We start from the raw sequence: 26,530 nt of genomic DNA on the forward strand, positions 1-26,530 counted from the left end.
GCCTGGCAACGTCCTATCCTCACAGGGGGAAGCCCCCAACTACTTTCGGCGTTCAAGTGCTTAACTTCCGTGTTCGGCATGGGAACGGGTGTGACCACTTGGCTATCGTCACCAGACGACGGGCTCGCGCCCTCAAAACTGAAGTCATCAACAAGCATCTGCTAGAACAAGGCCTCGACCGATTAGTATCACTCAGCTCCACATGTCGCCATGCTTCCACCCGTGACCTATCTACCTCATCGTCTCTGAGGGGTCTTTCTTGATTACTCAAAGGGAAATCTCATCTTGGAGGGGGCTTCATGCTTAGATGCTTTCAGCATTTATCCCGTCCGCACGTAGCTACCCAGCGATGCTCCTGGCGGAACAACTGGTACACCAGCGGTGCGTCCATCCCGGTCCTCTCGTACTAAGGACAGCTCTCCTCAAATTTCCTGCGCCCACGACGGATAGGGACCGAACTGTCTCACGACGTTCTGAACCCAGCTCGCGTACCGCTTTAATGGGCGAACAGCCCAACCCTTGGGACCTACTCCAGCCCCAGGATGCGATGAGCCGACATCGAGGTGCCAAACCTCCCCGTCGATGTGGACTCTTGGGGGAGATCAGCCTGTTATCCCCAGGGTAGCTTTTATCCGTTGAGCGATGGCCCTTCCATGCGGAACCACCGGATCACTAAGCCCGACTTTCGTCCCTGCTCGACTTGTAGGTCTCGCAGTCAAGCTCCCTTCTGCCTTTGCGCTCTACGAATGATTTCCAACCATTCTGAGGGAACCTTTGGGCGCCTCCGTTACTGTTTAGGAGGCGACCGCCCCAGTCAAACTACCCGCCTGACACGGTCCTCCAGCCGGATGACGGCTGCGAGTTAGAGACTCTATGCATGAAGGGCGGTATCCCAAGGGTGACTCCTCCGAAGCTGGCGCTCCGGGCTCGACGTCTCCCGCCTATCCTGTACATCATGCACAAAGCCTCAATATCAGGCTGTAGTAAAGCTCCATGGGGTCTTTCCGTCCTGTCGCGGGTAACCTGCATCTTCACAGGTACTATGATTTCACCGGGTCTCTCGTTGAGACAGTGCCCAAATCGTTACGCCTTTCGTGCGGGTCGGAACTTACCCGACAAGGAATTTCGCTACCTTAGGACCGTTATAGTTACGGCCGCCGTTTACTGGGGCTTCGGTTCAAAGCTTCGCTTGCGCTAACCCATCCCCTTAACCTTCCAGCACCGGGCAGGCGTCAGCCCCTATACGTCATCTTGCGATTTAGCAGAGACCTGTGTTTTTGCTAAACAGTCGTTTGGGCCTATTCACTGCGGCTCTACATGTGTAGAGCGTCCCTTCTCCCGAAGTTACGGGACCATTTTGCCGAGTTCCTTAACGAGAGTTATCCCGCGCGTCTTAGAATTCTCATCTCGCCTACCTGTGTCGGTTTACGGTACTGGCGCCTTCCCCCTCACTAGAGGCTTTTCTTGGCAGTGTGAAATCGTGACCTACGTCCCTACGGGACTCCGCGTCGTTCCTTGACTTTGATGCCTGACGGATTTGCCAATCAGACGGTCTTGAAACTTGCACATGCACTTCCATCCGCATGCGTCACTATCCTCCTGCGTCCCCCCATTGTTCAAACGGTGGATCGGCGGTACAGGAATATCAACCTGTTATCCATCGCCTACGCCTTTCGGCCTCGGCTTAGGTCCAGACTAACCCTGAGCGGACGAGCCTTCCTCAGGAAACCTTGGGCTTTCGACGGAGGGGATTCTCACCCCTCTTTTCGCTACTCACACCGGCATTCTCACTTCCAAACGCTCCACTGCTCCTTCCGGTACAGCTTCACAGCGGTTTGGAACGCTCCCCTACCATTCCTTACGGAATCCGCAGCTTCGGTGGTATGTTTAGCCCCGTTACATTTTCGGCGCGGCGCCACTCGACTAGTGAGCTATTACGCACTCTTTGAATGGTGGCTGCTTCTAAGCCAACATCCTAGCTGTCTAGGCAGCGCCACATCCTTTTCCACTTAACATACACTTTGGGACCTTAGCTGGCGGTCTGGGCTGTTTCCCTCTTGACTACGGATCTTATCACTCGCAGTCTGACTCCCGAGTATAAGTTGCTGGCATTCGGAGTTTAACTGAATTCGGTAACCCTGTGGGGGCCCCTAGTCCAATCAGTGCTCTACCTCCAGAACTCTCAACCTCGAGGCTAGCCCTAAAGCTATTTCGGGGAGAACCAGCTATCTCCAGGTTCGATTGGCATTTCACCGCTACCCACACCTCATCCCCGCACTTTTCAACGTGCGTGGGTTCGGACCTCCAGTCAGTGTTACCTGACCTTCATCCTGGACATGGGTAGATCACCTGGTTTCGGGTCTACGACAACGCACTGAACGCCCTGTTCAGACTCGCTTTCGCTACGGCTCCGCCTCATCGGCTTAACCTCGCGCGTTATCGTAACTCGCCGGTTCATTCTACAAAAGGCACGCCATCACCCATTAACGGGCTCTGACTACTTGTAGGCATACGGTTTCAGGATCTATTTCACTCCCCTTCCGGGGTGCTTTTCACCTTTCCCTCACGGTACTGGTTCACTATCGGTCACTAGGGAGTATTTAGCCTTGGGAGATGGTCCTCCCGGATTCCGACGGGGTTTCACGTGTCCCGCCGTACTCAGGATCCACTCTGGAGGGAAAACAGTTTCAGCTACAGGGCTGTCACCTTCTTCGGCCGACCTTTCCAGGTCCTTCACCTACTGTCTTCCTTTTTGACTCCGTATAGAGTGTCCTACAACCCCGAAGAGCATGCTCTTCGGTTTGGGCTGTTCCCGTTTCGCTCGCCGCTACTCAGGGAATCGCATTTGCTTTCTCTTCCTCCGGGTACTTAGATGTTTCAGTTCCCCGGGTCTGCCTCACGCTACACTATGTATTCATGTAACATGTCCCATCCCATTACAGATGGTGGGTTCCCCCATTCGGAAATCTTCGGATCAAAGCATACTTACTGCTCCCCGAAGCATATCGCTGTTCGTCGCGTCCTTCATCGGCTCCTAGTGCCAAGGCATCCACCGTACGCCCTTCATACCTTGATCTAGCGTTGGTATTCTAAGAACACACGTCTAATGACATGGTTATAAAAAGTTTGATGTCTTGTTGATGTCTTCAGTTTTCAAGGTGCGAGTGTCTCTATCGAGACTGAGAGACGAGCTCTCAAAACTGAACGATGGGCATGTCCCGTAAGGGACGTTTTCCTTAGAAAGGAGGTGATCCAGCCGCACCTTCCGATACGGCTACCTTGTTACGACTTCACCCCAATCATCTACCCCACCTTCGACGGCTGGCTCCTTGCGGTTACCTCACCGGCTTCGGGTGTTGCAAACTCTCGTGGTGTGACGGGCGGTGTGTACAAGACCCGGGAACGTATTCACCGCAGTATGCTGACCTGCGATTACTAGCGATTCCGACTTCATGCAGGCGAGTTGCAGCCTGCAATCCGAACTGGGAACGGCTTTATGGGATTGGCTCCACCTCGCGGTCTCGCTGCCCTTTGTACCGTCCATTGTAGCACGTGTGTAGCCCAACTCATAAGGGGCATGATGATTTGACGTCATCCCCACCTTCCTCCGGTTTGTCACCGGCAGTCTCCCTAGAGTGCCCAACTAAATGCTGGCAACTAAGGATAGGGGTTGCGCTCGTTGCGGGACTTAACCCAACATCTCACGACACGAGCTGACGACAACCATGCACCACCTGTCACCATTGTCCCCGAAGGGAAAACTTGATCTCTCAAGCGGTCAATGGGATGTCAAGAGTTGGTAAGGTTCTTCGCGTTGCTTCGAATTAAACCACATGCTCCACCGCTTGTGCGGGTCCCCGTCAATTCCTTTGAGTTTCAGCCTTGCGGCCGTACTCCCCAGGCGGAGTGCTTAATGCGTTAGCTTCAGCACTGAGGGGCGGAAACCCCCCAACACCTAGCACTCATCGTTTACGGCGTGGACTACCAGGGTATCTAATCCTGTTTGCTCCCCACGCTTTCGCGCCTCAGCGTCAGTTACAGACCAAAGAGTCGCCTTCGCCACTGGTGTTCCTCCACATCTCTACGCATTTCACCGCTACACGTGGAATTCCACTCTTCTCTTCTGTACTCAAGCCTTCCAGTTTCCAATGGCCCTCCCCGGTTGAGCCGGGGGCTTTCACATCAGACTTAAAAGGCCGCCTGCGCGCGCTTTACGCCCAATAATTCCGGACAACGCTTGCCACCTACGTATTACCGCGGCTGCTGGCACGTAGTTAGCCGTGGCTTTCTCGTAAGGTACCGTCAAGGTACGAGCATTCCCTCTCGTACGTGTTCTTCCCTTACAACAGAGTTTTACGATCCGAAAACCTTCATCACTCACGCGGCGTTGCTCCATCAGACTTTCGTCCATTGTGGAAGATTCCCTACTGCTGCCTCCCGTAGGAGTCTGGGCCGTGTCTCAGTCCCAGTGTGGCCGATCACCCTCTCAGGTCGGCTATGCATCGTCGCCTTGGTGGGCCGTTACCTCACCAACTAGCTAATGCACCGCAAGGCCATCTCAAGGTGACGCCGGAGCGCCTTTCATCAGCGGACCATGCGGTCCGTTGAACTATCCGGTATTAGCTCCGATTTCTCGGAGTTATCCCAATCCTTGAGGCAGGTTCCTTACGTGTTACTCACCCGTCCGCCGCTCATTCCACTGCCTTCCCTCCGAAGAGTTCCGTCAGTTTCCTGCGCTCGACTTGCATGTATTAGGCACGCCGCCAGCGTTCGTCCTGAGCCAGGATCAAACTCTCCATAAAGTGTTTGACTTGCTCGTTGTTGTGACCGAAGTCACGATTGACGAAGCTTGCGCTTCATTCGTTTTTGTATTCCGTAGAATACGTTTTTGCCTCATCGTTCAGTTTTCAAAGTTCGTCCGCCGCCTTAGCGACTTTAATAGATTAACAGGTTGTTTTGTTTATGTCAACCATGCTTTTTAAAAATCTTTTCAGCCCCAACGAACCGTTTATAAAAGGCGTCTCGCTGGAACATTTATTAATATAACAACAAAATTCGACAAACACAAGCATTATTTCAAAAAAACTTTGCAAAGAGTTTAAATCCTCTTTGCAAAGTCTTTACCTTCTTAACATGGCGCCTACTGTAAACGCGATATTTGCTGGGCGTTCTGCTAACCGTCTCATCAAATACGTATACCAATCGACACCGTGCGGAACATAGATGACGACACGGTAACCTTGTCGAACGAGCTCTTGTTGTCGCTTCGGTCGCATGCCTTGGAGCATTTGAAATTCAAACTGTGCTCGATCAATATTTTTCGTTTGAGTAAAACGAATAATTTGTCGAATGACCTCTTCATCGTGTGTTGCAATCTGCGTGTAATTTCCATGGAGTAAATTAGTCTTTATTAACTGAAGGTATGTCTCATCCACCGTCTTCTTCGGTTGGATATAGGTTTCATCATCTCCGTCGTATGCTCCTTTAACGACACGTACTGTTGATTGAAGACGTTCTAAATCAAAGCGACTGCGGTATACATTTGCTTGTAGCGCAATTCCGACGTTTGGATAATGTTGATGTACGCGTTCAAATACTTGCACGATCGACTCGATCATCGTCACTTCCTCCATATTGACGGTCACACGCATGTTTCTCTGATAAGCAATCTCTGCAATACGACTTAACTGTTGATAGGCGATATTCGAATCAATTCTTAACCCGATTGACGTTAGCTTTAAAGATACTTGTGCGTCGAGATCATGTTCTTTGATTTGCCCGATGACTTTGATACATTCGTTCGCAATGTCAACTGCGTCCTGTTCAGTCTCAATGAACTCGCCTAAACAATCTACCGTAGCAGCTCGCCCGTCTTGATTAAATTGTTTCACTGTATCAAGCGTCTCTTCTGCACCCTGCCCTCCGACGAATAGGGTCCCGCCAAGCGGTAATCCGATTTTTCTAGCCAATTGAATCAGTAACCTGTTCTCAGCCAAGTACTCGAATACAGGTCCAGTGATTTGCTGTAACATCTGAATCATCCTCTCTCTTCTCCCTTACCCTCTCCCTAACAAAAAAACGTCTTTCTTCTATATAGAAGAAAGACGCCGTTTGTATTAATGCAACCAGATGAAGTAACCGAGGAAACCAAGTGATAACACGTACATAATCGGATGCACTTCTTTTGCTCGTCCTTTTGCAATCATCGTGACCGGATAGAAAAGGAAGCCGAACGCAATCCCTGTTGCGATCGAGTACGTTAACGGCATCATGATGACGGTCAAGAATGCTGGAACCGCGTACTCGAATTTTTTCCAATCAATCTGAAGCAAAGAAGCTGCCATCAGGACACCGACGATGATCAATGCAGGCGCTGTGACCGGTGCTGTAATGATTGCAAGTAATGGTGAGAAGAATAAAGCGAGACCAAAGAATAATGCTGTAACGATTGCCGTCATACCTGAACGACCACCCGCTGCAACCCCTGCACTTGATTCGATGTAGGAAACCGTCGTCGACGTTCCGAGAATCGAACCCGCTACTGTTGCTGTTGAGTCAGCGATCAATGCGCGACCTGCACGTGGTACTTTATTTTCCTTGATCAGACCAGCTTGGTTTGCTACTGCAACTAGCGTACCCGCTGTATCAAAGAAATCAACGAAGAAGAAAGTCAGGATGACGATCATCATTTGAACTGTGAAAATCTCGTTAAAATGTAAGAATGCTTGTCCAAATGTCGGTGCGATGCTAGGTGGTGCTGAGATGACTTCACCAAGGCTTGTTGGAACTGGAATCAATCCGAAGATCATTCCAGCAATCGCCGTCACGATCATGCCGAAGAAGATGGCGCCTTTGACACCGCGTGTCATCAAGATTGCCGATACGACAAGACCAAATACCGCGAGTAGTGTTGTCCCCTTACTTAAATCACCGAGTGAGACGAGTGTCGCTTCATTCGCAACGACGATACCGCCTGTTTTTAATCCGATGAATGCGATGAACAATCCGATTCCTGCTGCAACAGCCATTTTCAATGGTTCTGGAATTGCATTGATGATCATCTCGCGAATACCTGAAGCCGTTAATACCATGAAGACGAGACCTGAGACGAGTACACCGGAAAGTGCAGTTTGCCATGGAATACCCATTCCGATGACGACACTATATGCGAAGAAGGCGTTTAAGCCCATACCCGGCGCGAGCGCAATCGGATAGTTCGCGAGTAATCCCATCGTGACAGAACCGATGATCGCTACGAGTGCTGTAGCACCGAAGACCGCTCCGGCATCCATTCCTGCTTCAGCTAATGTGTTCGGATTGACAAATAGGATGTACGCCATCGCGAAGAATGTCGTCATGCCGGCGATGAACTCTGTACGCATGTTCGTACCAAGCCCATTGAAATCAAAGAAACGCGCAATCGCATTTTCTTTTGCTTTCGGTTGGTGTGGCTGTTTCAATTGTGTGCTCATGATTGCCTTCCTTCCAAATAAGCCGTCTCCTTGAAAACAAAAAACGGCCCTTACCTAAGCGGTAAAAGCCGTTTCAATAAGCGCACGATGTTGCGTGTGCGCCGTAGTAGGAACCTTTACGGTGTTCCTGTAGAGACTTCCGGGCCCTATCCCCAGAATTATACGGCATTATTTATGTTTTTTTAGTGGTATGAAAAATAAGAACAGACACATCGTAGCACGGTCAAATTCATCGGTCAACCATAAAAGCGAAATTTAACCACTTATTTTATCCGAACGTTCGGTTTTGAAAACGTTTTTTTGAAGGTCATTTCATGATTGTTAGAAATCAGTCCTATCACTGAGCGTAGATACTTTTAAAGTAATCGGATAATAGTTCCTCTCCTTTAAATCGATCCTCTAAAACGTTCTGAATCTGCTGTAATTCATTTTCACGTGTTCCGTACGTATTTGAGAATGATCCGAGATAAGAATAAGCATATATCGGGTCATCTGGACATAATTCATGAGCACCTCGTAACATGGATGTGCCTTTTTCTTCCCACTCGTTGTACTCTCCAAAATAATAAGGGGTCATCGAAATCATATAACCAAAACACCATAGAAAGTCCTCATGGTTCATAAAATGACGTAAACCATCATGTGTAACTTCCTTTAGTAAAGATTCTAATTCCTCAATATCTATATCGTTCTCTGTAATTCCTAATGGTCCATGTTCAAAGGTGACGTACCAACAAAAAAAGCCCAGTCGAATGACTGTTTTAAGATCTTCCGGATGTTGTCTCCAAGAATTCAAAAGATATCGTTTAGCTTCATTCCATTTTTCTTGTTTTTCTAATTGATCAACTTCAGTCCATGTCCAGTCTATCATGGGGTGATAACCCTCTTTTCCATTAGATGATGTATTCCATAATACAGGAAGATTTCACGCATCTCAGCAAACTAGAACTAAAGTATCTAAATTCGTCGGTTCAGTTTAAGATTGTCCAACAGTTATATGAATTTGATCACACAAAAAGCCCCCTCTCATTCACAAATCATGTGAACAAAAGAGAGCTTCATTTTGAAATAGAGTTGTTGACGGGGAAACGGACTTCTTCTCACCTATCCCCTTTAAAATGTTGTTACGACAGGATTCATGAGACGAGTCGCCTCAGTAAGTCCAGTACTTATTCCCACTCAATCGTTGAAGGTGGTTTCGACGTCACATCGTACAGAACGCGGTTGACGTTCTGAACTTCGTTGACGATTCGGACCGAGATCTTCTCGAGCACGTCCCATGGGATGCGTGCCCAATCTGATGTCATCCCGTCAATTGACGTGACAGCGCGGATTCCGACGGCATAGTCGTATGTCCGCTCATCACCCATGACACCAACCGAACGGATTGGAGGAAGGACTGTGAAGTACTGCCAGATTTCGCGCTCGAGTCCAGCTTTTTTAATCTCATCACGAAGAATGAAATCAGATTCGCGAACGATTTCGAGTTTCTCATCTGTGATTTCACCAAGGACACGAATCCCGAGACCTGGTCCTGGGAAAGGCTGACGCCAAACGATTTCATCTGAAAGACCGAGTTCTTTCCCTAGTTCACGGACTTCATCCTTGAACAACGTATTGATCGGCTCAATCAATTCAAACTGCATGTCTTCCGGCAATCCACCGACATTGTGGTGTGATTTGATTGTTTGTGCCGTATCCGTACCACTCTCGATGATATCCGTGTAGAGCGTACCTTGGGCAAGGAAGTCCATGTCCGTTAGTTTTGAAGCTTCTTCATCAAAGACGTAAACGAACTCGTTTCCGATGATTTTACGTTTTTGCTCCGGATCTGAGATACCACGGAGTTTATCGAGGAAGCGATCCTGGGCATCAATCTTGATGACGTTCATGTGGAAGTGATCCGCGAATGTCTTCATGACGCTCTCTGCTTCTCCCTTACGAAGTAAACCATGATCGACGAACATACATGTCAATTGATCACCGATTGCTTTGTGAATCAAAGCTGCAACGACAGACGAATCGACACCACCCGAAAGGGCACAGAGAACTTTTTTATCTCCGACTTGTTCTTGGATCTTCGCTACTTCGATTTCGATGAAGTTCTCCATTGACCAGTCGCCCGTACATTTACAGACTTCAAAGAGGAAGTTCTTGAGCAGTTCTTTCCCGAAGACCGTATGGTTCACTTCTGGGTGATACTGCACACCGTACATGTTCAACTCTTCGTTCTTGATCGAAGCGATTGGACATGACACGTTCGTTCCATCGACGACGAATCCGTTTGGCACAGATGTGACGAGGTCGCTGTGACTCATCCAGACCGTTTGTTCAAGCGGTAGGTTTGCATACATCGGTGACGGGTCTTGTAACGTCAATGTGGCTTTTCCATATTCACGATGTCCCGCACGTTCCACTGTTCCGCCGAAATGTTGTGACATAAGCTGCATGCCGTAACAGATCCCGAAGATTGGAATACCGAGGTCGAAGATTTCCGGGTCACACCGGTACGCATCCTCTGCGTAGACGCTACGTGGACCACCTGAGAAGATGATACCAGCAGGTGCGATTTCTTTTACTTCTGCTGCAGTGATTTTATGCGAATGCAATTCACTGTAGACACCAAGGTCCCGAATACGACGTGTGATCAATTGATTGTACTGTCCTCCAAAATCGAGGACGAGAATCATTTCCTGGTCCAAATGTGCTTCCAAATCTGTTCCCGCCTTTCTGATTTCATGCGTACCCTATGAAAAAAGCCCACTCTTCGCCCATAGATAAAATGGAAAAAGAGCAGGCCGCTTCACAAAAAAATGTATACGAAGGGTCTGCTCCTTCATAGTCAGGTCGTTTAAGGTGACCCGGTAGAGACTCTCGCGCCATATTCGCGAGTATATACAAAGGAGATTGCATGTGTGTAATTTACGTTGTTCCCATTGTACCTGTATCGTTTCGTAAATATCAACCCTCTACATGACGAATGATATTTTCGAAATATTCACGTTTTTTCTCGGCCGATAATGATTCTCCACCATAGATCATCCGCTCATAGGCATCCGTTAGTGGTCGCATCGCGTATGTCTCGTAATATCCATCGACTTCGTGCGCCAGTTCAGCAAGCGTCCGCCCATCTTTATAATGGAATCCTTTTTTATCAAGGCGTCGTAAGAGATACCGGTACATCCGGCGGAATCCTTCTGGTCGCTCGATTTGTCTCCGGAAGAAGAGAATCGCGAGTGTCCGAATGATTGGCTTTCGGAACAAGTAGAGGAACAAGAGAACAAGTACCGTCAAGAAGATTGGCCAGAACGGAATCGATTTCTGTTCCGTCTGTCCGGCGCTAGTCGTCTGTTCTTCGTCAAGAAGATTTTCCTGCGGACGATTCGGTGTCGTCGTCTCTGTATTATTTTCTGTTTCGCGTTGTGGATTCGTTTGCTCCGTCTCGTTGTTCGTTTCCCGGTCAATCGTGTATTGACCTGCTCCGTCGAAGCTAACAGTCGGCTCAAGCGGTATCCAGCCTGGTCCTTCAATGTAGACTTCGACCCACGAGTGGGCATTTTTATTTCGTACTGTATAGCTTGTCACAGCAGAACCGATGACATCGGACTCGCCTCCCGTGAATCCTTTCACCCAGCGTGCGGGTAGTCCAGCTGCCCGTAGTAAAACAGTAGCTGAGGTCGAGAAGTTATCACAATATCCGAGTTTCGTCTCGAACAGGAATTGATCAACATAATCCTGATTTTCTTTCGGTACCGCTACTTCTTCCGTATTGTATTCGAAGTTCTCTTCCTCGAAATAATTTTCAATCGCCCGCGCTTTGTCCCACGGTGTTTCTTCACCCTCAACGATTTGTTCTGCTAAATCACGAACACGCTGTGGTAAGCCGTCTGGCAGTTGCAAGTACCGGCGTGTGTCTGCAGCTGATAAATTGAGCGGTTCATCTGTCTGTAACTGCTCTTCTGTAAAGAGTGGATAGGCATATTCAATTTGATAGTTACGCTGCTGATTCGCATCGTCGAGATACGAAATTTTTTGATTGTCGGGATCAATCAGTACATTTTGTCGTTGTTGATCGACAGTCAACCGAACATTATCACCATTATACGGAACGAACGGTAATTCACGTGCCATCTCAAAGGTTGCCGTCTCATTTCTTGTCTTGACCTCTTTTCCGAAATGCGAGAAGAAACCACGCGCATCAATTTCTGGATTCGATTCCGACAGCACCCAACCCTTGCCGGTGTAGATATCTTTCGTCTCGACTCGCCAGTAGCGGTTTCCTTCACTTTCGACTTGGAAGACTTCCCGATCGTCCATCTGAAACGGTCCCCCGAGTTGCTCATCATTGTTTCCATAGCCGACCTTTTGAATCGCATTTGACGGCTCCCCTTCACCTTCAAGACCCGACGTCAAATCGTACCAACTGTCTTGCCATGTCGCATTGATGACAGGACTTTGGACAGCAGCGACGATGACAGCCCCCATGATGAATAAAGCACTTAGCGGACGAACGTACGAGGCGCGCGGTCGTTCGTTAACTTCCGTCGCATAGAGTAATAGCAAAGATAGAATGATTGGATAGAGAATGAACGTCTCTCCCGAATAATCCGTCCACGTATCACAATAGGCGATAAATCCGATGACACCGAAGGCAAGCCCAAACACAAACCCTCGATTCGGGAATGTCCGCCGTGCCAGATAGGCGATCAAGAAACTGATCAGTCCAATCGAAAGTGCAAAGGCTGGTCGTCCCGGTAACTCACCATTGATGACACTTTGAACATCTGAGCTGATTTCGGTAAAGATGCCCCACGGTGCTGCTCCTGGTGTCAAAATCAAATAAAACGACAGGAGTAGTCCACCGAGACTCCCAAGTAAAAAGTAACGTCTCGCGAGATGCGATAACAGTAATGGTAAAAATAACATCGGTAAGAATGACCAAAGATGTTCAAATGTTGTCAATTCGAGAAGTGGTGGCATGAAACAAGTCAGAACGGCTGCCGCGATGGCATTCCAAATCAAGCGTCGCATCATCGCACTCCCCTCCGTTCCGGTGTATAGACATGCACGGTTGCTTCTTGATTAATCTTTGAGATCCATAATTCATTGTTCGACTCAAGGTCCGGCGTGATGAAGAGAACGTTTCCGCTCAGTCGAAGTGCTTTTGACGAGTACTCCCATGATTCGATGAAGGTCCGCGTCCGACTCGGCTGCGCCGTCATCAGATAATGCGTGAGTTTCGCTCCTTCGAGTGGTAACGATAACGATTGAACGGCATGCCCGACAAGATGGATCCGATAGCTCAGACGTCGCTTGTTCAGCTGGTCTGTCGCTTCTGCGAGCATCGAGATGACACGCTCGAAAGCTTCGCCCGCTTCCGTCCCCTCATCAAAAACGATTGTCGTCTCTCGTTCCTGTTCTCGTTCGAACGTCTTCGTCATCAAACCTTGGCGTTTTGCTGTCGCTTTCCAATCAATCTGATTCATTCGGTCACCGCTAACATATTCCCGGACACCAACGACTGTAAAAGACGACTGCCGAAGATCGATCGAGACAGGTGAGATTCCCCCATCGCCACGATCCTCCTCATGCGGAAGTTGAACAGCAAGTCGAGCTGGTTCAATCGCAAGATACGTCTCGACCGGAAACATCCGCTTCCGCTTGAACAACCCGAACGGATCTGTGATTTCGACGATACAACCTGGAATCTGATAGACTCCCCGGCGGATCGATGGAATTGTATAATCGATTTGCTCTGTTTTTCGGTAATGAGCTCGAAGCGGACGGCTGATATCAAGTTTTTCTTCACTGAGTTCATTCGGAATCGCCTCCGTCACTTCAACGGCTCCGACAAGAAACGGGAAACGCCGACGAACCCGTAAGGACACTGGAATATCCGTTCCAGCAACGAGCATCTTATTTGAGACTTCTCGTGTCGCAAGTGCCTGCGTGACGGGCCAAATCAGAAAGAGCGTCCAGTAGACGGTCAAGCCGGCCATGACGTAAAACAGCAAGGAAGCGACATTTCCGCCATCGACGCGTGCATATCCCCATAAGGCAGCCGTCGTCAAAAGTAATACAGCGTAACGCCAACCAATTTGCCACTTCGTCATAGGGACTCCACGTCTTGTTGGATCGGTACAGCAATCTCTTTTTTAATCTGCTCTAAAATCCGTTCCGACGATTGCCCGTGGTAGCGAGCATCTGCTGTCAAAATCAAACGGTGTGACAGAACCGGAATCAAGAGATGTTTGACATCATCCGGTAAAACGAAGCTTCTTCCTTCCATGTACGCCCACGCTTGCGCTACTTTCATCAAAGCGATCGAAGAACGGGGACTCGCACCGAGATACAGCGATCCATTCGTCCGTGTCGCTTGGACGAGATTGACGATATATTTTTTGACAGGTTGCGAGACATGGACGTTCTTGACCTCTTCTTTCATCTGGAGCAGTTGCTCACGACCAATCACTGCTTCGAGCGTTTCAATTGGTTCATCCCGTTCGAAACGCGTGAGCAACTTCATTTCTTGGTGGAAATCAGGATAACCCATTTTGACCTTGATGAGGAAACGGTCGAGTTGTGCTTCTGGTAACGGATACGTTCCTTCATGTTCAATCGGGTTTTGTGTCGCCATGACGAAAAAGGGATTCGGAAGCGTATGAATCTCACCATCGACGGTGACGTTCGCTTCCGCCATTCCCTCGAGTAAGGCAGATTGAGTTTTTGGTGATGTCCGGTTGATCTCATCGGCTAAGACGATGTTTCCCATTAGCGGGCCCGGTCTATATTCGAACTGACTTGTTTTTTGGTTATACATCGATACACCCGTCAAATCTGACGGAAGTAGGTCTGGCGTGAACTGAACACGTTTGAAGGTCAACCCGATCGATCGGCTGAACGCACGGACGAGCATCGTCTTCCCGACTCCCGGTACGTCTTCTAATAGGACGTGACCGCCCGCTAGTAATGCTGCCAATGATTGTGTGATGACATCTTCCTTACCGATGATGACTTTCTCTACGTTGTCGATAATCGCTTGAATCTCCTTAGTGTATGTTCGCATTGTCAGGCCCCTTGCTCTCGTAGTAGTTGAATTTTCTGACTTTTTATATCATCTCATATTCCGCTACGCTTTTAAAGAAATACGAGCAGTTTGTAGCACACGAAAAAGGGGGAACGCCGTAGCGTTTCCCCCTTATTTGTTTCAGGAACGAACACATGCCGTGATCCGTTCTTGAACCGTGCAGTTGCACGTAAAACACGAATACATCCGTGTCAATGGACAACGTTCGTCAAGTCCGGTGATCCTCTTCTTTCAGAAGCGACATGCGATCGTTCCCTCTACATTGGTAATCATTCATGTGCATCACCATCCTTTCATATATTGAATATTACCGAATATGTTATAAACGAAACGTCAAATTTTAATTATTTTTTCCGATACCGCGCATAGGTCGTCGCGAGTGCCAATGCAAGAACGAGTCCTTTGATGATATTCAAGGAATAGTATGGCACCGACAGCATGACGAGACCATTTTCAAGAATTCCGACGAGACAAGCCCCAACGAGTGTACCAAGCGCATTCGGTTTTCCTTGTCCTGCGAACGAGGAACCGATGAATGCTGCTGCGACCGCTGGCATCAAGTAACCGGAACCGGCATTGATTTGCGACGATCCGACTTGAGAAGCAAGTAAAATCCCACCGACTGCTGCGAGTAATCCAGCGATCAGATAAGCGAGTGCCCGGTAACGATTCACACGAATTCCTGTCAATCGTGCGGCTTCTGGGTTTCCACCGATGATATAGAGAAAACGACCATGTCGCGTATGACTTAAGAAGACGTGGGTCACAGCGACGACGACGAGCATGATGACGATGATCCAAGGCGCCTGGCTGATTTTCGCGAATGCTTCCGGAATCGTTCCGACCGTCGGTGTGCCGTCTAGGCGTGGCATCCCAGCACTGATTGAGCCACCACCGGTATAGGTCATTGCTGCTCCTTCGACGATGAACATCGTCGCAAGTGTCGCAAACAAATCGGGAATCTTAAACCAAACGATAAGTAGGATGTTCAACAAGGCGACACTTAAAGACAAAATGAGTGCCAGTCCAATCGAGACACCAAGTGGCAGACTATACCAGACGAAGAATGAGACCACGAATGAACTTGCAAGAGTTGCGGTTGATCCTACGGATAAGTCAAATCCATTGATCGTCAAGGAGACCGTCAAGCCAATCGCAATGATCGTCACGATGGAGATACTTCGTAAAATGTTGATTAAATTCGTCCCTTGTAGGAACGTCGGAGCCGTCGTCGCAAAAAACAAGACGAGGGCAAGAATTGCGAGGACGATCCCCCAGTCATTTAAGAATCCAAGGACAGGACGCAACCCTTTCCCCCGATTCGTTTGTTTCGATACTACCTCATTCATCGTTGCCCTCCTCCTGTCGCATACCACAACAAGGTTTCTTCTGATGCATCTGAAGTCTTCGTTTCATGAACGATTCGACCATCAAACATGACGTAAATTCGGTCCGTGACGGTCAAGAGTTCATCCCATTCACTCGTCGCATAGATAATGCCTTTTTGTTGTTGCGCGAGCTCGTCAATCAGACGATAGATATCTTGTTTTGCTCCGACGTCGACGCCTTTTGTCGGTTCGTCTAAGACGAGTACGGAGACATCCGTCAGTAACCATTTTCCGATGGCAACTTTCTGTTGATTCCCACCGGATAGTTGACCTACTTCCTGCGTCACGTCTGCCACTTTGATGCCTAGTTCCTTGACCCATTTAGACGCTTGATCGGCTTCTTTACGACGGTCCATTAATCCCCAGCGGTTGACGAAATCATGAGCTGCCGCTGCCGTCAGGTTTTCCGCGACAGAATCGGCAACGAGGATCCCTTCTTTTCGGCGTTCTTCTGGAACGAGACCGATTCCTGCTTGAATCGCAGCTTGCGGATTGCGCAGACGATGGACCGTTCCATTTAGGCGAACTTCTCCTGCTTGAAACGGACGATCGCCGAACAACGCTTTACATAATTCGGTTTTACCGGCGCCGACAAGACCTGCGATCCCAACGACTTCCCCAGCTTGGACCGTCAAGGAAATGTCTGCTACGTCCGTATTGGTAGCACCCCTGACCGTAAGTACATTCTCCTCTGTTGCACGTGACGTTTTCACGACAGTCGCAAGATTGCGTCCAAGCATCTGCTCGACGACGGCTTCCTTCGTGATATCCGTTAACAGATGTCGTGAGATGAGTTGACCGTCGCGCATGACTGAGATGGAATCACAAATGTCATACAGTTCCTGTAGACGGTGTGAAATGAAAATGATCCCAAGTCCCCGTTTCGCTAAACGTCGTACGACCGAAAAGAGATGGATTGTTTCTGCCTGACTGAGCGGTGCCGTTGGTTCATCCAAAATCAAAAACCGGCGTTCCTGAACGAGAGCGCGGGCAATCAACACGAGTTGTTTTTCAGCAAGACGTAATTCTTCGACACGTGTCTTGACGGAAATATCCGCCTGTAATGTCGCTAACGCTTCTTTCGCACGTTGTGTGTAACGGCGTTGGGATACGAAACCAGTCATCGTTCCGTCCGTCAGCAGATCGAGACAGATATTTTCAGCGACTGTCAGATACGGAACGAGTGCCACATCGACCTCTTGTTGGACGAGATCGATCCCGATCTGTTTCGCATCCCGAGGTGACGTGATCGACAGCTCTTCCCCGTTGAGACCAATGACTCCTTCATCCGCCGTTTCCGCTCCGGATAGGACTTTCATCAGCGTCGACTTACCGGCACCATTTGCACCAACGAGCGCATGGATCTCACCGGATTTCACCTCAAAGGAGACTTGTTTGAGCGCCTGGACTCCCGGAAACGTTAGTGAAATACCGGTCATCTCCAGGTGATAGACAGTAGACGTCATTGTTTTTTATGGACGTCACGCAACCGGTCCATCCACGGTTCATTGAATTTTTCCGATGTGCTCCATCCTTTGATGATCGTATCGAGATTGTACATCGTCGTATCCTGCTTCAATGCCTTTTGCTCAACGAGTTTCGCGTCGAGATCAAAGCTATCCGGTGTCTTCTCTCCGGCGATTTTCTTAGCCAATAATCGCATATCCGTCTGTCCAATCAAGAACGGATCCACCGCACTCGTCGAGACCCAGTTGCTGCCCTTTTCACGCATCAAGTTGATATCCTGATTCGAGACATCGATCGAAATCAGTGGAATTTCTTGACGTTTGTTATCCTTGAGCGATTTGTAAGCCCCTTTTGCGACTTCATCCCACGCTCCCCAGACGGCGTCAATGCTTCCTTTCGGATATTTCGCGAGGATCGCATTCATCTTCGTTGCGATATCCCCTTGGACATCTTGGAAGTTTGTCGGTCCAACCGTCTCAAGCGTTTTGATTTTGCCGTCTGCTTCGTATGTCTTATAGATTTCCTGACGACGATCGAGTGGGGCAAAACCTGGTCCGAACCAGAGTTTGATGACACGGACAGGCTTTTTGTCCGTCACCTTCGTCACTTCATCAAGCGATAGCTTTGCGAGCTGATGATCGTTTTGGAACGTTTCCGTCACGCCTTTTAGAGATGCCCCTTTTTTCTTCGTGACCGTATCGAACGTCACAACCTTCAGTCCTTTGTCGACCGCCGGTTTGATCATGTCATAGGCATAGTCTTCCTTGCCGTGCGAGATGATGAGACCATCATAATCTTGCTGAATCGCTTGGGCGACAAGTTCCTTGAACTTGACGTCGTTCCCTTCCGAGATGAACGTACTGACTTTAAAGCCGAGTGCTTCGCCTTCACTTCGTGCGCCATCAAGGAATTGTTTCGTATGATCATCCGATGCGAGGTTACGAATGACGGCGATCTTCACGTTCGATTGAACACCTTTTGGTACATCTTTGACGACTTTTGTCGTCGTCGCTTCTCCATTTGCACAAGCAGCTAGTAACAGTGCCGGTGCTAGGACGGCGTAAGCTAATTTTTTCATGAAATATCTCCTTATCCTAAGGGTTGAAGCCCCGCTAATTGTTCAATCGTTTCTTCATTTGGTTGCGTGATCACACCGAGTTCCGTAATGATTCCTGTAATCAACGTATGTGGTGTGACATCAAATGCTGGGTTGAAGACAGCAACGCCTGCTGGTGCTGTCGCAACGCCTTGGATCGCCGTCACTTCCTTCGGATCCCGTTCTTCGATTTCAATCGCGTCACCGGAAATAAGTGAGAAGTCAAACGTCGAGAGTGGTGCCGCGACGTAAAACGGAATACCGAAGGCTTGCGCGAGCAATGCCAATTGGAATGTCCCGATTTTATTCGCTGTATCTCCGTTTCGTGTAATCCGGTCCGCCCCGACGATGATTGCATCGATTTGTTTTTCTTTTAGCGTATGGGCGACCATGTTATCCGTGATCAATGTGACATCAATTCCAGCGCGTTGTAATTCCCATGTCGTCAATCGCGCACCTTGCAAGAGTGGTCGTGTCTCACTTGCAAAAACAGATAACTCAATCCCGCGCTCTTTTGCGATATAAAACGGAGCGAGTGCCGTTCCGTAAGCAGCGGTCGCGATCGATCCAGCATTACAAATCGTCAGGATCCGGTTGCCTGACTGGAACAATTCCAGTGCATGAATCCCGATTTGACGTGACGTCTGTGCATCCTGGTCATATAAGGCGACCACTCGTTTTTCCAACCGTTCGCGGATCTCTTCTACGGACGTGCCGTCTTGAATGATCGGGTTCAGTTGATCGAGGACATTTCGCAGATTGACAGCTGTCGGTCGTGTCGCAAGTAACGTCGCAGATATCTCAAGCAAGGTTTGCTTGTACACCGAAAGCGGTGCTTCGAGCCGGTACGCTTCCTGAACAAGCACGAATCCACCGAATAAACTGATCGCAGGTGCTCCCCGAACGCGTAGTTGTTTAATTGCCTCGACTGCTTGTGCAATGTCCGTGATCACTTCATAGTGTTCTTCCTGTGGTAGACGCGTCTGATCGAGAATCGTCAAGACACGGTTTTCGTAACGAATACTTTGAACGAATGTACTCATCGGCTTAACTCCTCTGTTACGTCAAAGTTTCGTAAATCATCAAATGTTCGGCATTCCGTCCGGCGCTTGATTAAAGCGGCTCCTAAACGGAGGGCGTGACGTTTCCGCTCGAGACGTTCCGTCGTTGAAGTGATTGATTCTAAATCAGCGACTGGTGCGAGACCGATCGTCCGCCGAATCAATTCACATCCTGCAAAGCCAAGTGCATCCTGCAGAATCGTGCTCAGTACATCATCAACGAGTCCCGATGTCTGGAACGGTTCGACCGCTTCTCGTTCCCATAAAGCACGGAATGTTGAAGCAAATGTCAGCCAGAACGTATCGATGTCTCGAATCCGGGCATCACGAAGTGCTGGGTAATCCGGATATGCCGCAAAGAACAGATGCGCGATGAATTGCCCGACATCGAATCCGAATGGACCATAAAAGGCGAATTCCGGATCGATGACTTTCGTTTCCGTTGCCGAGGCGAAGATGCTTCCTGTATGTAGATCACCGTGCAACAAGGCGTCGCCTTTTGTGATGAAAAGGGCTTCGAGTTTCGCGACTTCTCGCTTTAGCGTGTCGTCTGCCCATAGATGTGCCACCTCTTCTTCAAGTCCAACCTCAATTTCATTCGTCTCCGCGTCATGGAACGGATCGGTGAAAATTAGTTTTTCCGTGATGTCACAGAGGTCTGGATTGTAGTACGCTCGGGCGACGCGTTTCTTTTCAACCGGACCAAGCGCAAAGTCCGATGTATGGAATAGAGTCCGGGCGAGATAGGAACCGATGTGTTCTGAAAGCAACGGATACTGTTCACCTGCGAGCAGCCCACTCCGAACGATCGTCAGATGTGAGAGATCTTCCATGACCGTGTACGCTTCTTCATGACTTGCATGAAAGACACGTGGTACGAATGGTACGGCATGTCGCGCGAATTCACGGAGTGCGGATTGCTCAATCCACGCTCGCTCGAGCGATAGCGGCCAGCTTTCCCCAACGACCTTTGCATACGGTAATGCTTGTTTTAAAATCAACCGATGTTCGCCTTCTCGAATCCGAAAGACAAGGTTAAGATTCCCGTCACCAATTTCTTCTGCTTCGACAGGACCGTTTCCGATTAGTCCGAGTGTCCGAACACGATCAATCGCGTCCTGTTCTGTAAATGCTTTGTATGTCATGTCAGTTTCCCCCTATGTGGTACACGAAAAAGCGCCTCTTTTCGTCATCGAAAAGAGGCGCAGGAAAGTCACTGCGTCCTCTTATCTCTCAGACGAAACGTCTGTTGGATGTAGCACCGTGCCTAGTGGTCGGTTGCTGCGGCGTCATCGGGCCAATTCCCTCTGCCAACTCGCGATAAGAGTCGTATGTAGTTGTCGTGTGTGATATTGATTTGAATCTTACGCAATCAACTTCCTTGCTGTCAAACTAAAATCAAGGAGAAACGGACATCGTTTTCATGCCATTTATAGAAAGAGTATTTTCAAAAAAATAAATTTTCTAAAAATAGTTTGACAAGTCGTGACTCTCATGTAAAAATTGCAATTAGATTTCACAATTTCATCCAATTCTTATCAAGAGCAGACGGAGGGACAAGCCCTACGATGTCGCAGCAACCGACCTTTTGGCACGGTGCTAATTCTTGCAGCTATTAAGCTGACAGATAAGAGTCCACGTTCGAATCATTCATGGTCTCTTGTCGCTGACAAGGGACCATTTTTTGTTGAAGGAGGAAAGACATGGCTTATATTACTGCTACTTATCAACTGACCGTTCGTGATCGACTCGAACAACGTGCTGAACAACTCGCACTTGGTTTGACGGTTGGTTCTTGGACGGAACTGAATCATCTTGAACAACAACAACTCGCCTCGTTCAAAGGGGAAGTCGTACATACGGAAGAACGCGACGGTAACGGATATATCACGATTCGTTACCCGGAACACAACGTGTCGCGTGACTTTTCCGCGATTTTGACGACCGTCTTCGGCAAACTCTCACTCGACGGTGAAATCAAATTAACGGAACTGTTGTTACCCGATACATTCACGCCAGATTTTCCAGGTGCGAAGTTCGGCATCGAAGGGGTCCGCTCCTTGATTGGTGTCGAAGATCGTCCCTTGTTGATGAGTATTTTCAAAGGAGTCATCGGACGCGATCTATCGTTCCTTCGCGACCAACTCGAAGGACAACTCGCTGGTGGGATTGATCTCGTCAAAGATGATGAGATCCTATACGACAATCCGTTAACACCAACGATTGACCGGGCACGAATCGGACGTGAGGTCATCGACGCTCACTTCCACCGGACCGGTAAACGGGCGTTGTATGCGATTACACTTAGTGGTCCCGTCTTTACGCTCAAAGATCAAGCCAAGCGATTAATTGATGCTGGAGCGACCGCTTTCTTGCTGAATACCTTCACGTACGGACTTGATGTCTTACGCGAACTGGCAAGTGACCCGGAGATTACTGTTCCGATTTTTAATCACCCATCATATAGTGGCGCGTTGATCGCTAGCCCGAACCACGGTGTTGCAGCTCCTGTCTTACTTGGCACACTCCCACGTGCTGCTGGAGCAGACTTGACGTTATTCCCGTCACCTTACGGAAATGTCGCTTTGCCGAAGGATGTCGCCCGCGGAATCGCGGTCGAAGCGACCCGCCTCGGTCGGACGAAAGCAATCTTCCCAGTACCTTCAGCCGGTATTCACCCAGGACTCGTCGCCCAACTCGTTCGCGACTTCGGGATCGATTCCGTCATCAATGCCGGTGGCGGTGTGCATGGTCATCCGCAAGGCGCAGCAGCTGGTGTCATTGCTTTCCGTCAAGCACTTGATGCGGCGCTAGCAAATGAATCGCTATCAACGGCAGCATCTCGTCATGAAGAACTACGGATTGCCCTCGACGCTTGGGGGATCAAGTCATGACTGTACGAATTCTTTGTGATTTCGACGGCACGGTAACAACGCAAGATAATATCATCGCACTCATGCAGGCCTTTGCACCGACTGATGCCTTCGAACCGCTGAAACGCGGTGTGCTTGACCGAACGTTATCGATTCAAAGTGGTGTCGGGCAGATGTTCGCACTCTTACCATCCGACGGTAAAACAGCCTATCTCGACTTTTTGTTAGAGCGTGCAATCATTCGGGACGGATTCTCAGAGTTGCTTCAATATAGTCGCCGCCAAGGGATTGATTTTTCAATCGTCAGTGGTGGAATGGACTTTTTCGTCGAACCGATCTTAGCACCCTTCCTCGAACAAGAGCAGATTTACTGTAATGTCGCCGATTTTAGCGGTCCATTCGTCCATATCGATTGGCCAAACGCCTGCGATGCCCATTGCACGAACGGTTGCGGCTGTTGTAAAACGTCGGTCGCTCGTACATTACGTAAAGACGGTGACGTCATCATCGTTATCGGTGACTCGGTGACGGATTTCGAGCTCGCGAAACAAGCGGATCGTGTCTACGCCCGTGATTATCTCATCACGTTGTGTGAAGCAAACGATATCGCCTACACCCCTTTTGAGACGTTTCACGATATCGTCGACGATTTAGCACGAGCGGAGGTGACGACATGATATTCATGCGACGTTATGAAGAACTACGTGCCGTCAAACAAGAACTCGCAGCACGCGACTGGTTCCCCGGTACGAGTGGCAACCTTGCCATCCGGACGTCTAGTGTTCCGGTCGAATTCCTCGTCACAGCAAGCGGAAAAGATAAGCGACAGACGACTCCGGACGATTTCGTCCATGTCAATGCGACGGGGCAATTGATTGGTGAGCAACCCGGGCGTCCTTCTGCAGAGACATTGCTCCATGTTGAAGTGTTCAACCGAACGAACGCTGGTTGTTCCTTGCATGTCCATACGATTGCGAACAACGTCATTTCAGAATTGTATGGCGACCAAGGCAGTGTCACTTTTTCCGGCCAGGAAATCATCAAGGCACTCGGACAGTGGGAAGAAGATGCAACGGTCACGGTACCGATCATTCCGAACCACGCTGACATCCCGACGCTTGCCGCTGCTTTTGCGCCGCACGTCACAGCGGATAGCGGCGCCGTCCTGATTCGCAATCACGGGATCACGGTTTGGGCACCGACTGCCTTTGAAGCAAAGAAACACCTCGAAGCCTTCGAGTTTTTATTCAACTATACGTTGACGTTGCAATCATGCCGTCAATCTATCTACTAAAAGGAGGAATCATCTTATGGCAACAGTCTTATTCCAAGAAACAAACACACGGTATACGGATCAAACGGAAGTCGCTGACTTTCTTACGTCACGCGGTGTTCTTTACGAACAATGGGACGTCTCGAAACTTCCAGCGCATCTCGTCGAGAACTTCACATTGACGGATACGGACAAACAAACGATTCTCGATACATTCGCTCCAGAGATCAAGGACGTATCAGAACGCCGAGGGTATCAGACAGCTGATATCATTTCGCTTTCGGACACGACACCGAACCTTGATGAGTTGCTCGTCAATTTCCAAAAGGAACATCATCACACGGATGACGAAGTTCGTTTCATCGTCAGCGGTCACGGTGTCTTTGCCATCAAGGATGAGGAAGTCGGTTATTACAACATCGAACTTAATCCTGGCGATCTGATTTCCGTCCCTGTCAACACACGCCACTACTTTACGCTTCAAGACGATCGTAAAGTAGTCGCCGTCCGAATCTTCGTCACGACAGACGGCTGGGTTCCGATTTATGAGAACGAGACGTCAACTGTCTCTTAAGATCGATAAAAGTGGCGATTTTCTTCTATATGAAGGGAATCGTCGCTTTTTCTTATCTCACAAACATATCACTAGATCGCCACGTAACCGATATAATGAAGAAAAAGCGATGAGGAAGTGAGCGTCATGCATATTCGTCCCGTAACGGAACATGATTTACCAGCGATTCTCGCTATCTACAATGAAGGCATCGAAGACCGGATCGCAACGCTTGAGACCGACCAAAAGGACTTATCCTTCATGACTAAGTGGTTTACGGAACGAACCGAGCGATATGCCGGATATGTCGCAGAAGATGAAACAGGTATCCTCGGCTTCATCTCCCTCGACCCTTATAATCCTCGTCCTGTCTACGCGACGGTTGGTGAGATTTCGGTTTATATTACTCGGACACATCGCGGACAAGGGATTGGAACACGGTTGCTTGAAACGGCTGAACAACATGCCTGTGATCATCAGATGCATAAACTCATTCTCTTCACCTTCCCGTTCAATAAAATCGGACAAAAGCTCTACATCCGCTCCGGCTTCCGGATTGTCGGAACGTTTAAGGAACAAGGACGATTGAACGGAGAATATGTCGACGTCATGGCGATGGAGAAACGCTTACGATAGGATTCATTGAATGCCAGACGGGGAATAGTCAATCCGAGTCATTTAGAGAGGATGAACCTGATGGATATTCAACAAATTCGCAATGCAACGCTCGTTATCACGTATGCCAATCAAGTCTTATTGATCGATCCGTTTCTCGGCGAAAAAGGCAGTTTGCCTCCTTTCGGTCAAACACCGAATGCTGTCGCCAACCCACTTGTCGACTTACCGGTTGATGTCAACACACTGCTCGATCCTGACGCAATCTTTGTCACTCATCTACATGCCGACCATTTCGATGACGCCGCGAAACAACTTCTACCCAAGCATTTACCTCTTCACGCACAGCGTGAAGAGGACGCACAGCAAATCCGAGAAGCTGGCTTCACGAACGTCTCTTCTTTCGATTCAGGCGTGACGATCGGCGATATTCAAATTCACCGAACCGGTGGACGACACGGCGTCGGGGAAATCGGTGAGCGGATGGGGCATGTCTCCGGACTTGTCCTCACCCATCCTGACGAACCGACGCTCTATATCGCCGGGGATACGATTTGGTGTGACGATGTCGCGCACGCGATCGAGCAACATACACCAGACATCATCGTCGTCAACAGTGGGGCTGCCCAATTCCTGACAGGAGAACCGATCACGATGTCACAGCGTGATCTCCTTGCGGTACACGAAGCAGCAGCGGAAGCAACGATCATTGTCTCGCATCTCGAGTCCGTCAACCACTGTCTCTTGCGGCGTGATATGATTGCTGACTTTTTAGCTGCTTTCCACCTTTCTGCTCATTTCCTGATTCCAGATGATGGTGAAACGATGTCGTTTTAATAGTAGCTCTAATGAAAAGAAGTCCTTTTTCGAATCATCTATCGAAAAAGGACTTCTTTTGTTATGGAATGACGAGACCTAATAATCGAGCAAAGGCGACCGCCTGCTCTTCTGTAATCACAGCACCCGGTAAAAAGCGTGGATCGACAGTGATCCCTGACAGTTCCGCCTGCCGAAAATCGAGACCTTTTAACGGCGTTTCAATCCATTGACTATCCTGGAGTCGGACGGTGTCGAGTTTCCAATTCATCGCCTTCACTTCGAAAAACTGCGCTTCCTTCATCGTCGTTTCGGTCCAGCGTTGATGGCGGACCGTACTGCGAATGAACTGTGCGTAATCCGCAAGTCCTTCCTGAATCGTCAGATGATCCAACGTACAATCTTCAAATTGTATCCCTGTCATCCGGCATCCGACAAAGGACACGCGATGAAAACGTGTTTCTTGGAAGTGACATCCTGTTAAATCGCACTGCTCGAACCGAACGTCTTCGAACGAACCACGATCAAAGGTGAGATTTGCGAACGAGACATTTTGAAAACAGACTTGATAAGCATCGACGCGTTCTGTCAGTTCACTCGGCATCGACTCTTTTTCATAACGCGTCCCTTTCAAATACGGGTCATCGATTTCGACTTGATCGAACGTCTCTGGCTGAAGTGTCTTCGGTAATTCTGGTAAACGGATAATCGTCTCTTTCAATGAAGGTTCCCCCTTTTTTCTCTCCCTTAGTGTATCAAACTCCTCTTACATGGGAATAAAACGTTCGAATTCTCCCTCTTGTCAACAGTTTTTATTTTGAGACACTTT

At 48.9% G+C, this 26,530-nt stretch carries 19 protein-coding genes, 3 rRNA genes and 4 riboswitches; of the genes, 6 read left to right on the plus strand and 16 right to left on the minus strand.

Annotation, left to right across the window (positions count from 1 at the left end):
- The 15 genes from rrf to mtnK form a co-directional block, all read right to left on the minus strand.
- A 5S ribosomal RNA gene (gene rrf / locus ACV3PA_RS00005) occupies positions 1-116 on the minus strand.
- 46 nt (positions 117-162) lie between these two features.
- Positions 163-3,076: ribosomal RNA gene (locus tag ACV3PA_RS00010) — 23S ribosomal RNA — on the minus strand.
- 164 nt (positions 3,077-3,240) lie between these two features.
- Positions 3,241-4,802 (minus strand): 16S ribosomal RNA (locus ACV3PA_RS00015).
- The 16S, 23S and 5S rRNA genes sit together here, the layout of an rRNA operon.
- A 318-nt stretch (positions 4,803-5,120) precedes the next feature.
- Positions 5,121-6,041 (minus strand): proline dehydrogenase family protein, encoded by a 921-nt coding sequence (locus ACV3PA_RS00020; protein ID WP_456125257.1) that lies wholly within the window; start codon positions 6,039-6,041, stop codon positions 5,121-5,123.
- A gap of 75 nt (positions 6,042-6,116) precedes the next feature.
- On the minus strand, positions 6,117-7,421 hold the full coding sequence (locus ACV3PA_RS00025; RefSeq protein WP_456125937.1) for an NCS2 family permease: 1,305 nt from the start codon (positions 7,419-7,421) through the stop codon (positions 6,117-6,119).
- A 135-nt stretch (positions 7,422-7,556) separates the two neighbouring features.
- Positions 7,557-7,658: riboswitch (purine riboswitch) on the minus strand.
- A gap of 151 nt (positions 7,659-7,809) precedes the next feature.
- Positions 7,810-8,343: a hypothetical protein gene (locus tag ACV3PA_RS00030; protein ID WP_456125258.1), complete on the minus strand. Its 534-nt coding sequence runs from the start codon at positions 8,341-8,343 to the stop codon at positions 7,810-7,812.
- Between the two features lie 298 nt (positions 8,344-8,641).
- A complete protein-coding gene (gene guaA, locus ACV3PA_RS00035) occupies positions 8,642-10,162 on the minus strand; it encodes a glutamine-hydrolyzing GMP synthase (RefSeq protein WP_456125938.1) in 1,521 nt (506 codons plus the stop codon).
- Between the two features lie 129 nt (positions 10,163-10,291).
- A riboswitch (purine riboswitch) is annotated at positions 10,292-10,393 on the minus strand.
- Positions 10,394-10,433: 40 nt separating this feature from the next.
- The gene (locus tag ACV3PA_RS00040; protein WP_456125259.1) at positions 10,434-12,506 is read right to left on the minus strand and encodes a transglutaminase TgpA family protein; all 2,073 of its coding nucleotides are present in this window, start codon (positions 12,504-12,506) and stop codon (positions 10,434-10,436) included.
- Complete coding sequence (locus ACV3PA_RS00045; RefSeq protein ID WP_456125260.1) at positions 12,503-13,585, minus strand: DUF58 domain-containing protein; 1,083 nt, start codon at positions 13,583-13,585, stop codon at positions 12,503-12,505. The genes ACV3PA_RS00040 and ACV3PA_RS00045 overlap by 4 nt, the downstream gene beginning before the upstream one ends.
- Positions 13,582-14,538 carry an AAA family ATPase gene (locus tag ACV3PA_RS00050; RefSeq protein WP_456125261.1) on the minus strand — a complete coding sequence of 319 codons (957 nt, stop codon included), beginning with the start codon at positions 14,536-14,538 and terminating at the stop codon, positions 13,582-13,584. The genes ACV3PA_RS00045 and ACV3PA_RS00050 overlap by 4 nt, the downstream gene beginning before the upstream one ends.
- Positions 14,539-14,903: 365 nt before the next feature.
- Entirely contained in the window at positions 14,904-15,908 is a 1,005-nt protein-coding gene (locus tag ACV3PA_RS00055) for an ABC transporter permease (protein ID WP_456125262.1), read from the minus strand.
- On the minus strand, positions 15,905-17,413 hold the full coding sequence (locus ACV3PA_RS00060; RefSeq protein ID WP_456125263.1) for a sugar ABC transporter ATP-binding protein: 1,509 nt from the start codon (positions 17,411-17,413) through the stop codon (positions 15,905-15,907). The genes ACV3PA_RS00055 and ACV3PA_RS00060 overlap by 4 nt, the downstream gene beginning before the upstream one ends.
- A complete protein-coding gene (locus tag ACV3PA_RS00065) occupies positions 17,410-18,492 on the minus strand; it encodes a sugar ABC transporter substrate-binding protein (protein ID WP_456125264.1) in 1,083 nt (360 codons plus the stop codon). The genes ACV3PA_RS00060 and ACV3PA_RS00065 overlap by 4 nt, the downstream gene beginning before the upstream one ends.
- Positions 18,493-18,503: 11 nt before the next feature.
- A complete protein-coding gene (gene mtnA / locus ACV3PA_RS00070) occupies positions 18,504-19,553 on the minus strand; it encodes an S-methyl-5-thioribose-1-phosphate isomerase (protein ID WP_456125265.1) in 1,050 nt (349 codons plus the stop codon).
- Positions 19,550-20,716, minus strand: a complete 1,167-nt coding sequence (mtnK, locus tag ACV3PA_RS00075) for an S-methyl-5-thioribose kinase (protein ID WP_456125266.1) — start codon at positions 20,714-20,716, stop codon at positions 19,550-19,552. Before mtnK ends, mtnA begins: the two co-directional genes overlap by 4 nt.
- Before the next feature lie 78 nt (positions 20,717-20,794).
- A riboswitch (SAM riboswitch) is annotated at positions 20,795-20,898 on the minus strand.
- Positions 20,899-21,103: 205 nt separating this feature from the next.
- A riboswitch (SAM riboswitch) is annotated at positions 21,104-21,205 on the plus strand.
- A 69-nt stretch (positions 21,206-21,274) separates the two neighbouring features.
- Between mtnK and ACV3PA_RS00080 the strand changes: the two genes are divergently transcribed.
- The 6 genes from ACV3PA_RS00080 (at position 21,275) to ACV3PA_RS00105 (ending at position 25,722) form a co-directional block, all read left to right on the plus strand.
- Positions 21,275-22,465, plus strand: coding sequence for a 2,3-diketo-5-methylthiopentyl-1-phosphate enolase (locus ACV3PA_RS00080; protein WP_456125267.1), 1,191 nt, complete (start codon positions 21,275-21,277; stop codon positions 22,463-22,465).
- Positions 22,462-23,121, plus strand: coding sequence for a 2-hydroxy-3-keto-5-methylthiopentenyl-1-phosphate phosphatase (locus ACV3PA_RS00085; RefSeq protein WP_456125268.1), 660 nt, complete (start codon positions 22,462-22,464; stop codon positions 23,119-23,121). Before ACV3PA_RS00080 ends, ACV3PA_RS00085 begins: the two co-directional genes overlap by 4 nt.
- The gene (locus tag ACV3PA_RS00090) at positions 23,118-23,738 is read left to right on the plus strand and encodes a methylthioribulose 1-phosphate dehydratase (RefSeq protein ID WP_456125269.1); all 621 of its coding nucleotides are present in this window, start codon (positions 23,118-23,120) and stop codon (positions 23,736-23,738) included. The genes ACV3PA_RS00085 and ACV3PA_RS00090 overlap by 4 nt, the downstream gene beginning before the upstream one ends.
- Before the next feature lie 16 nt (positions 23,739-23,754).
- Positions 23,755-24,291, plus strand: a complete 537-nt coding sequence (locus ACV3PA_RS00095; protein WP_456125270.1) for a 1,2-dihydroxy-3-keto-5-methylthiopentene dioxygenase — start codon at positions 23,755-23,757, stop codon at positions 24,289-24,291.
- 126 nt (positions 24,292-24,417) lie between these two features.
- Positions 24,418-24,906 (plus strand): arsinothricin resistance N-acetyltransferase ArsN1 family A, encoded by a 489-nt coding sequence (locus ACV3PA_RS00100; protein WP_456125271.1) that lies wholly within the window; start codon positions 24,418-24,420, stop codon positions 24,904-24,906.
- 60 nt (positions 24,907-24,966) lie between these two features.
- The gene (locus ACV3PA_RS00105; protein WP_456125272.1) at positions 24,967-25,722 is read left to right on the plus strand and encodes an MBL fold metallo-hydrolase; all 756 of its coding nucleotides are present in this window, start codon (positions 24,967-24,969) and stop codon (positions 25,720-25,722) included.
- Between the two features lie 61 nt (positions 25,723-25,783).
- On the opposite strand, the gene ACV3PA_RS00110 is transcribed toward ACV3PA_RS00105, so the two are convergent.
- Complete coding sequence (locus tag ACV3PA_RS00110) at positions 25,784-26,422, minus strand: pentapeptide repeat-containing protein (RefSeq protein WP_456125273.1); 639 nt, start codon at positions 26,420-26,422, stop codon at positions 25,784-25,786.
- Positions 26,423-26,530: the final 108 nt, after the last annotated feature.

The sequence above is a fragment of the Exiguobacterium sp. EA-TM-5 genome (assembly GCF_053878415.1).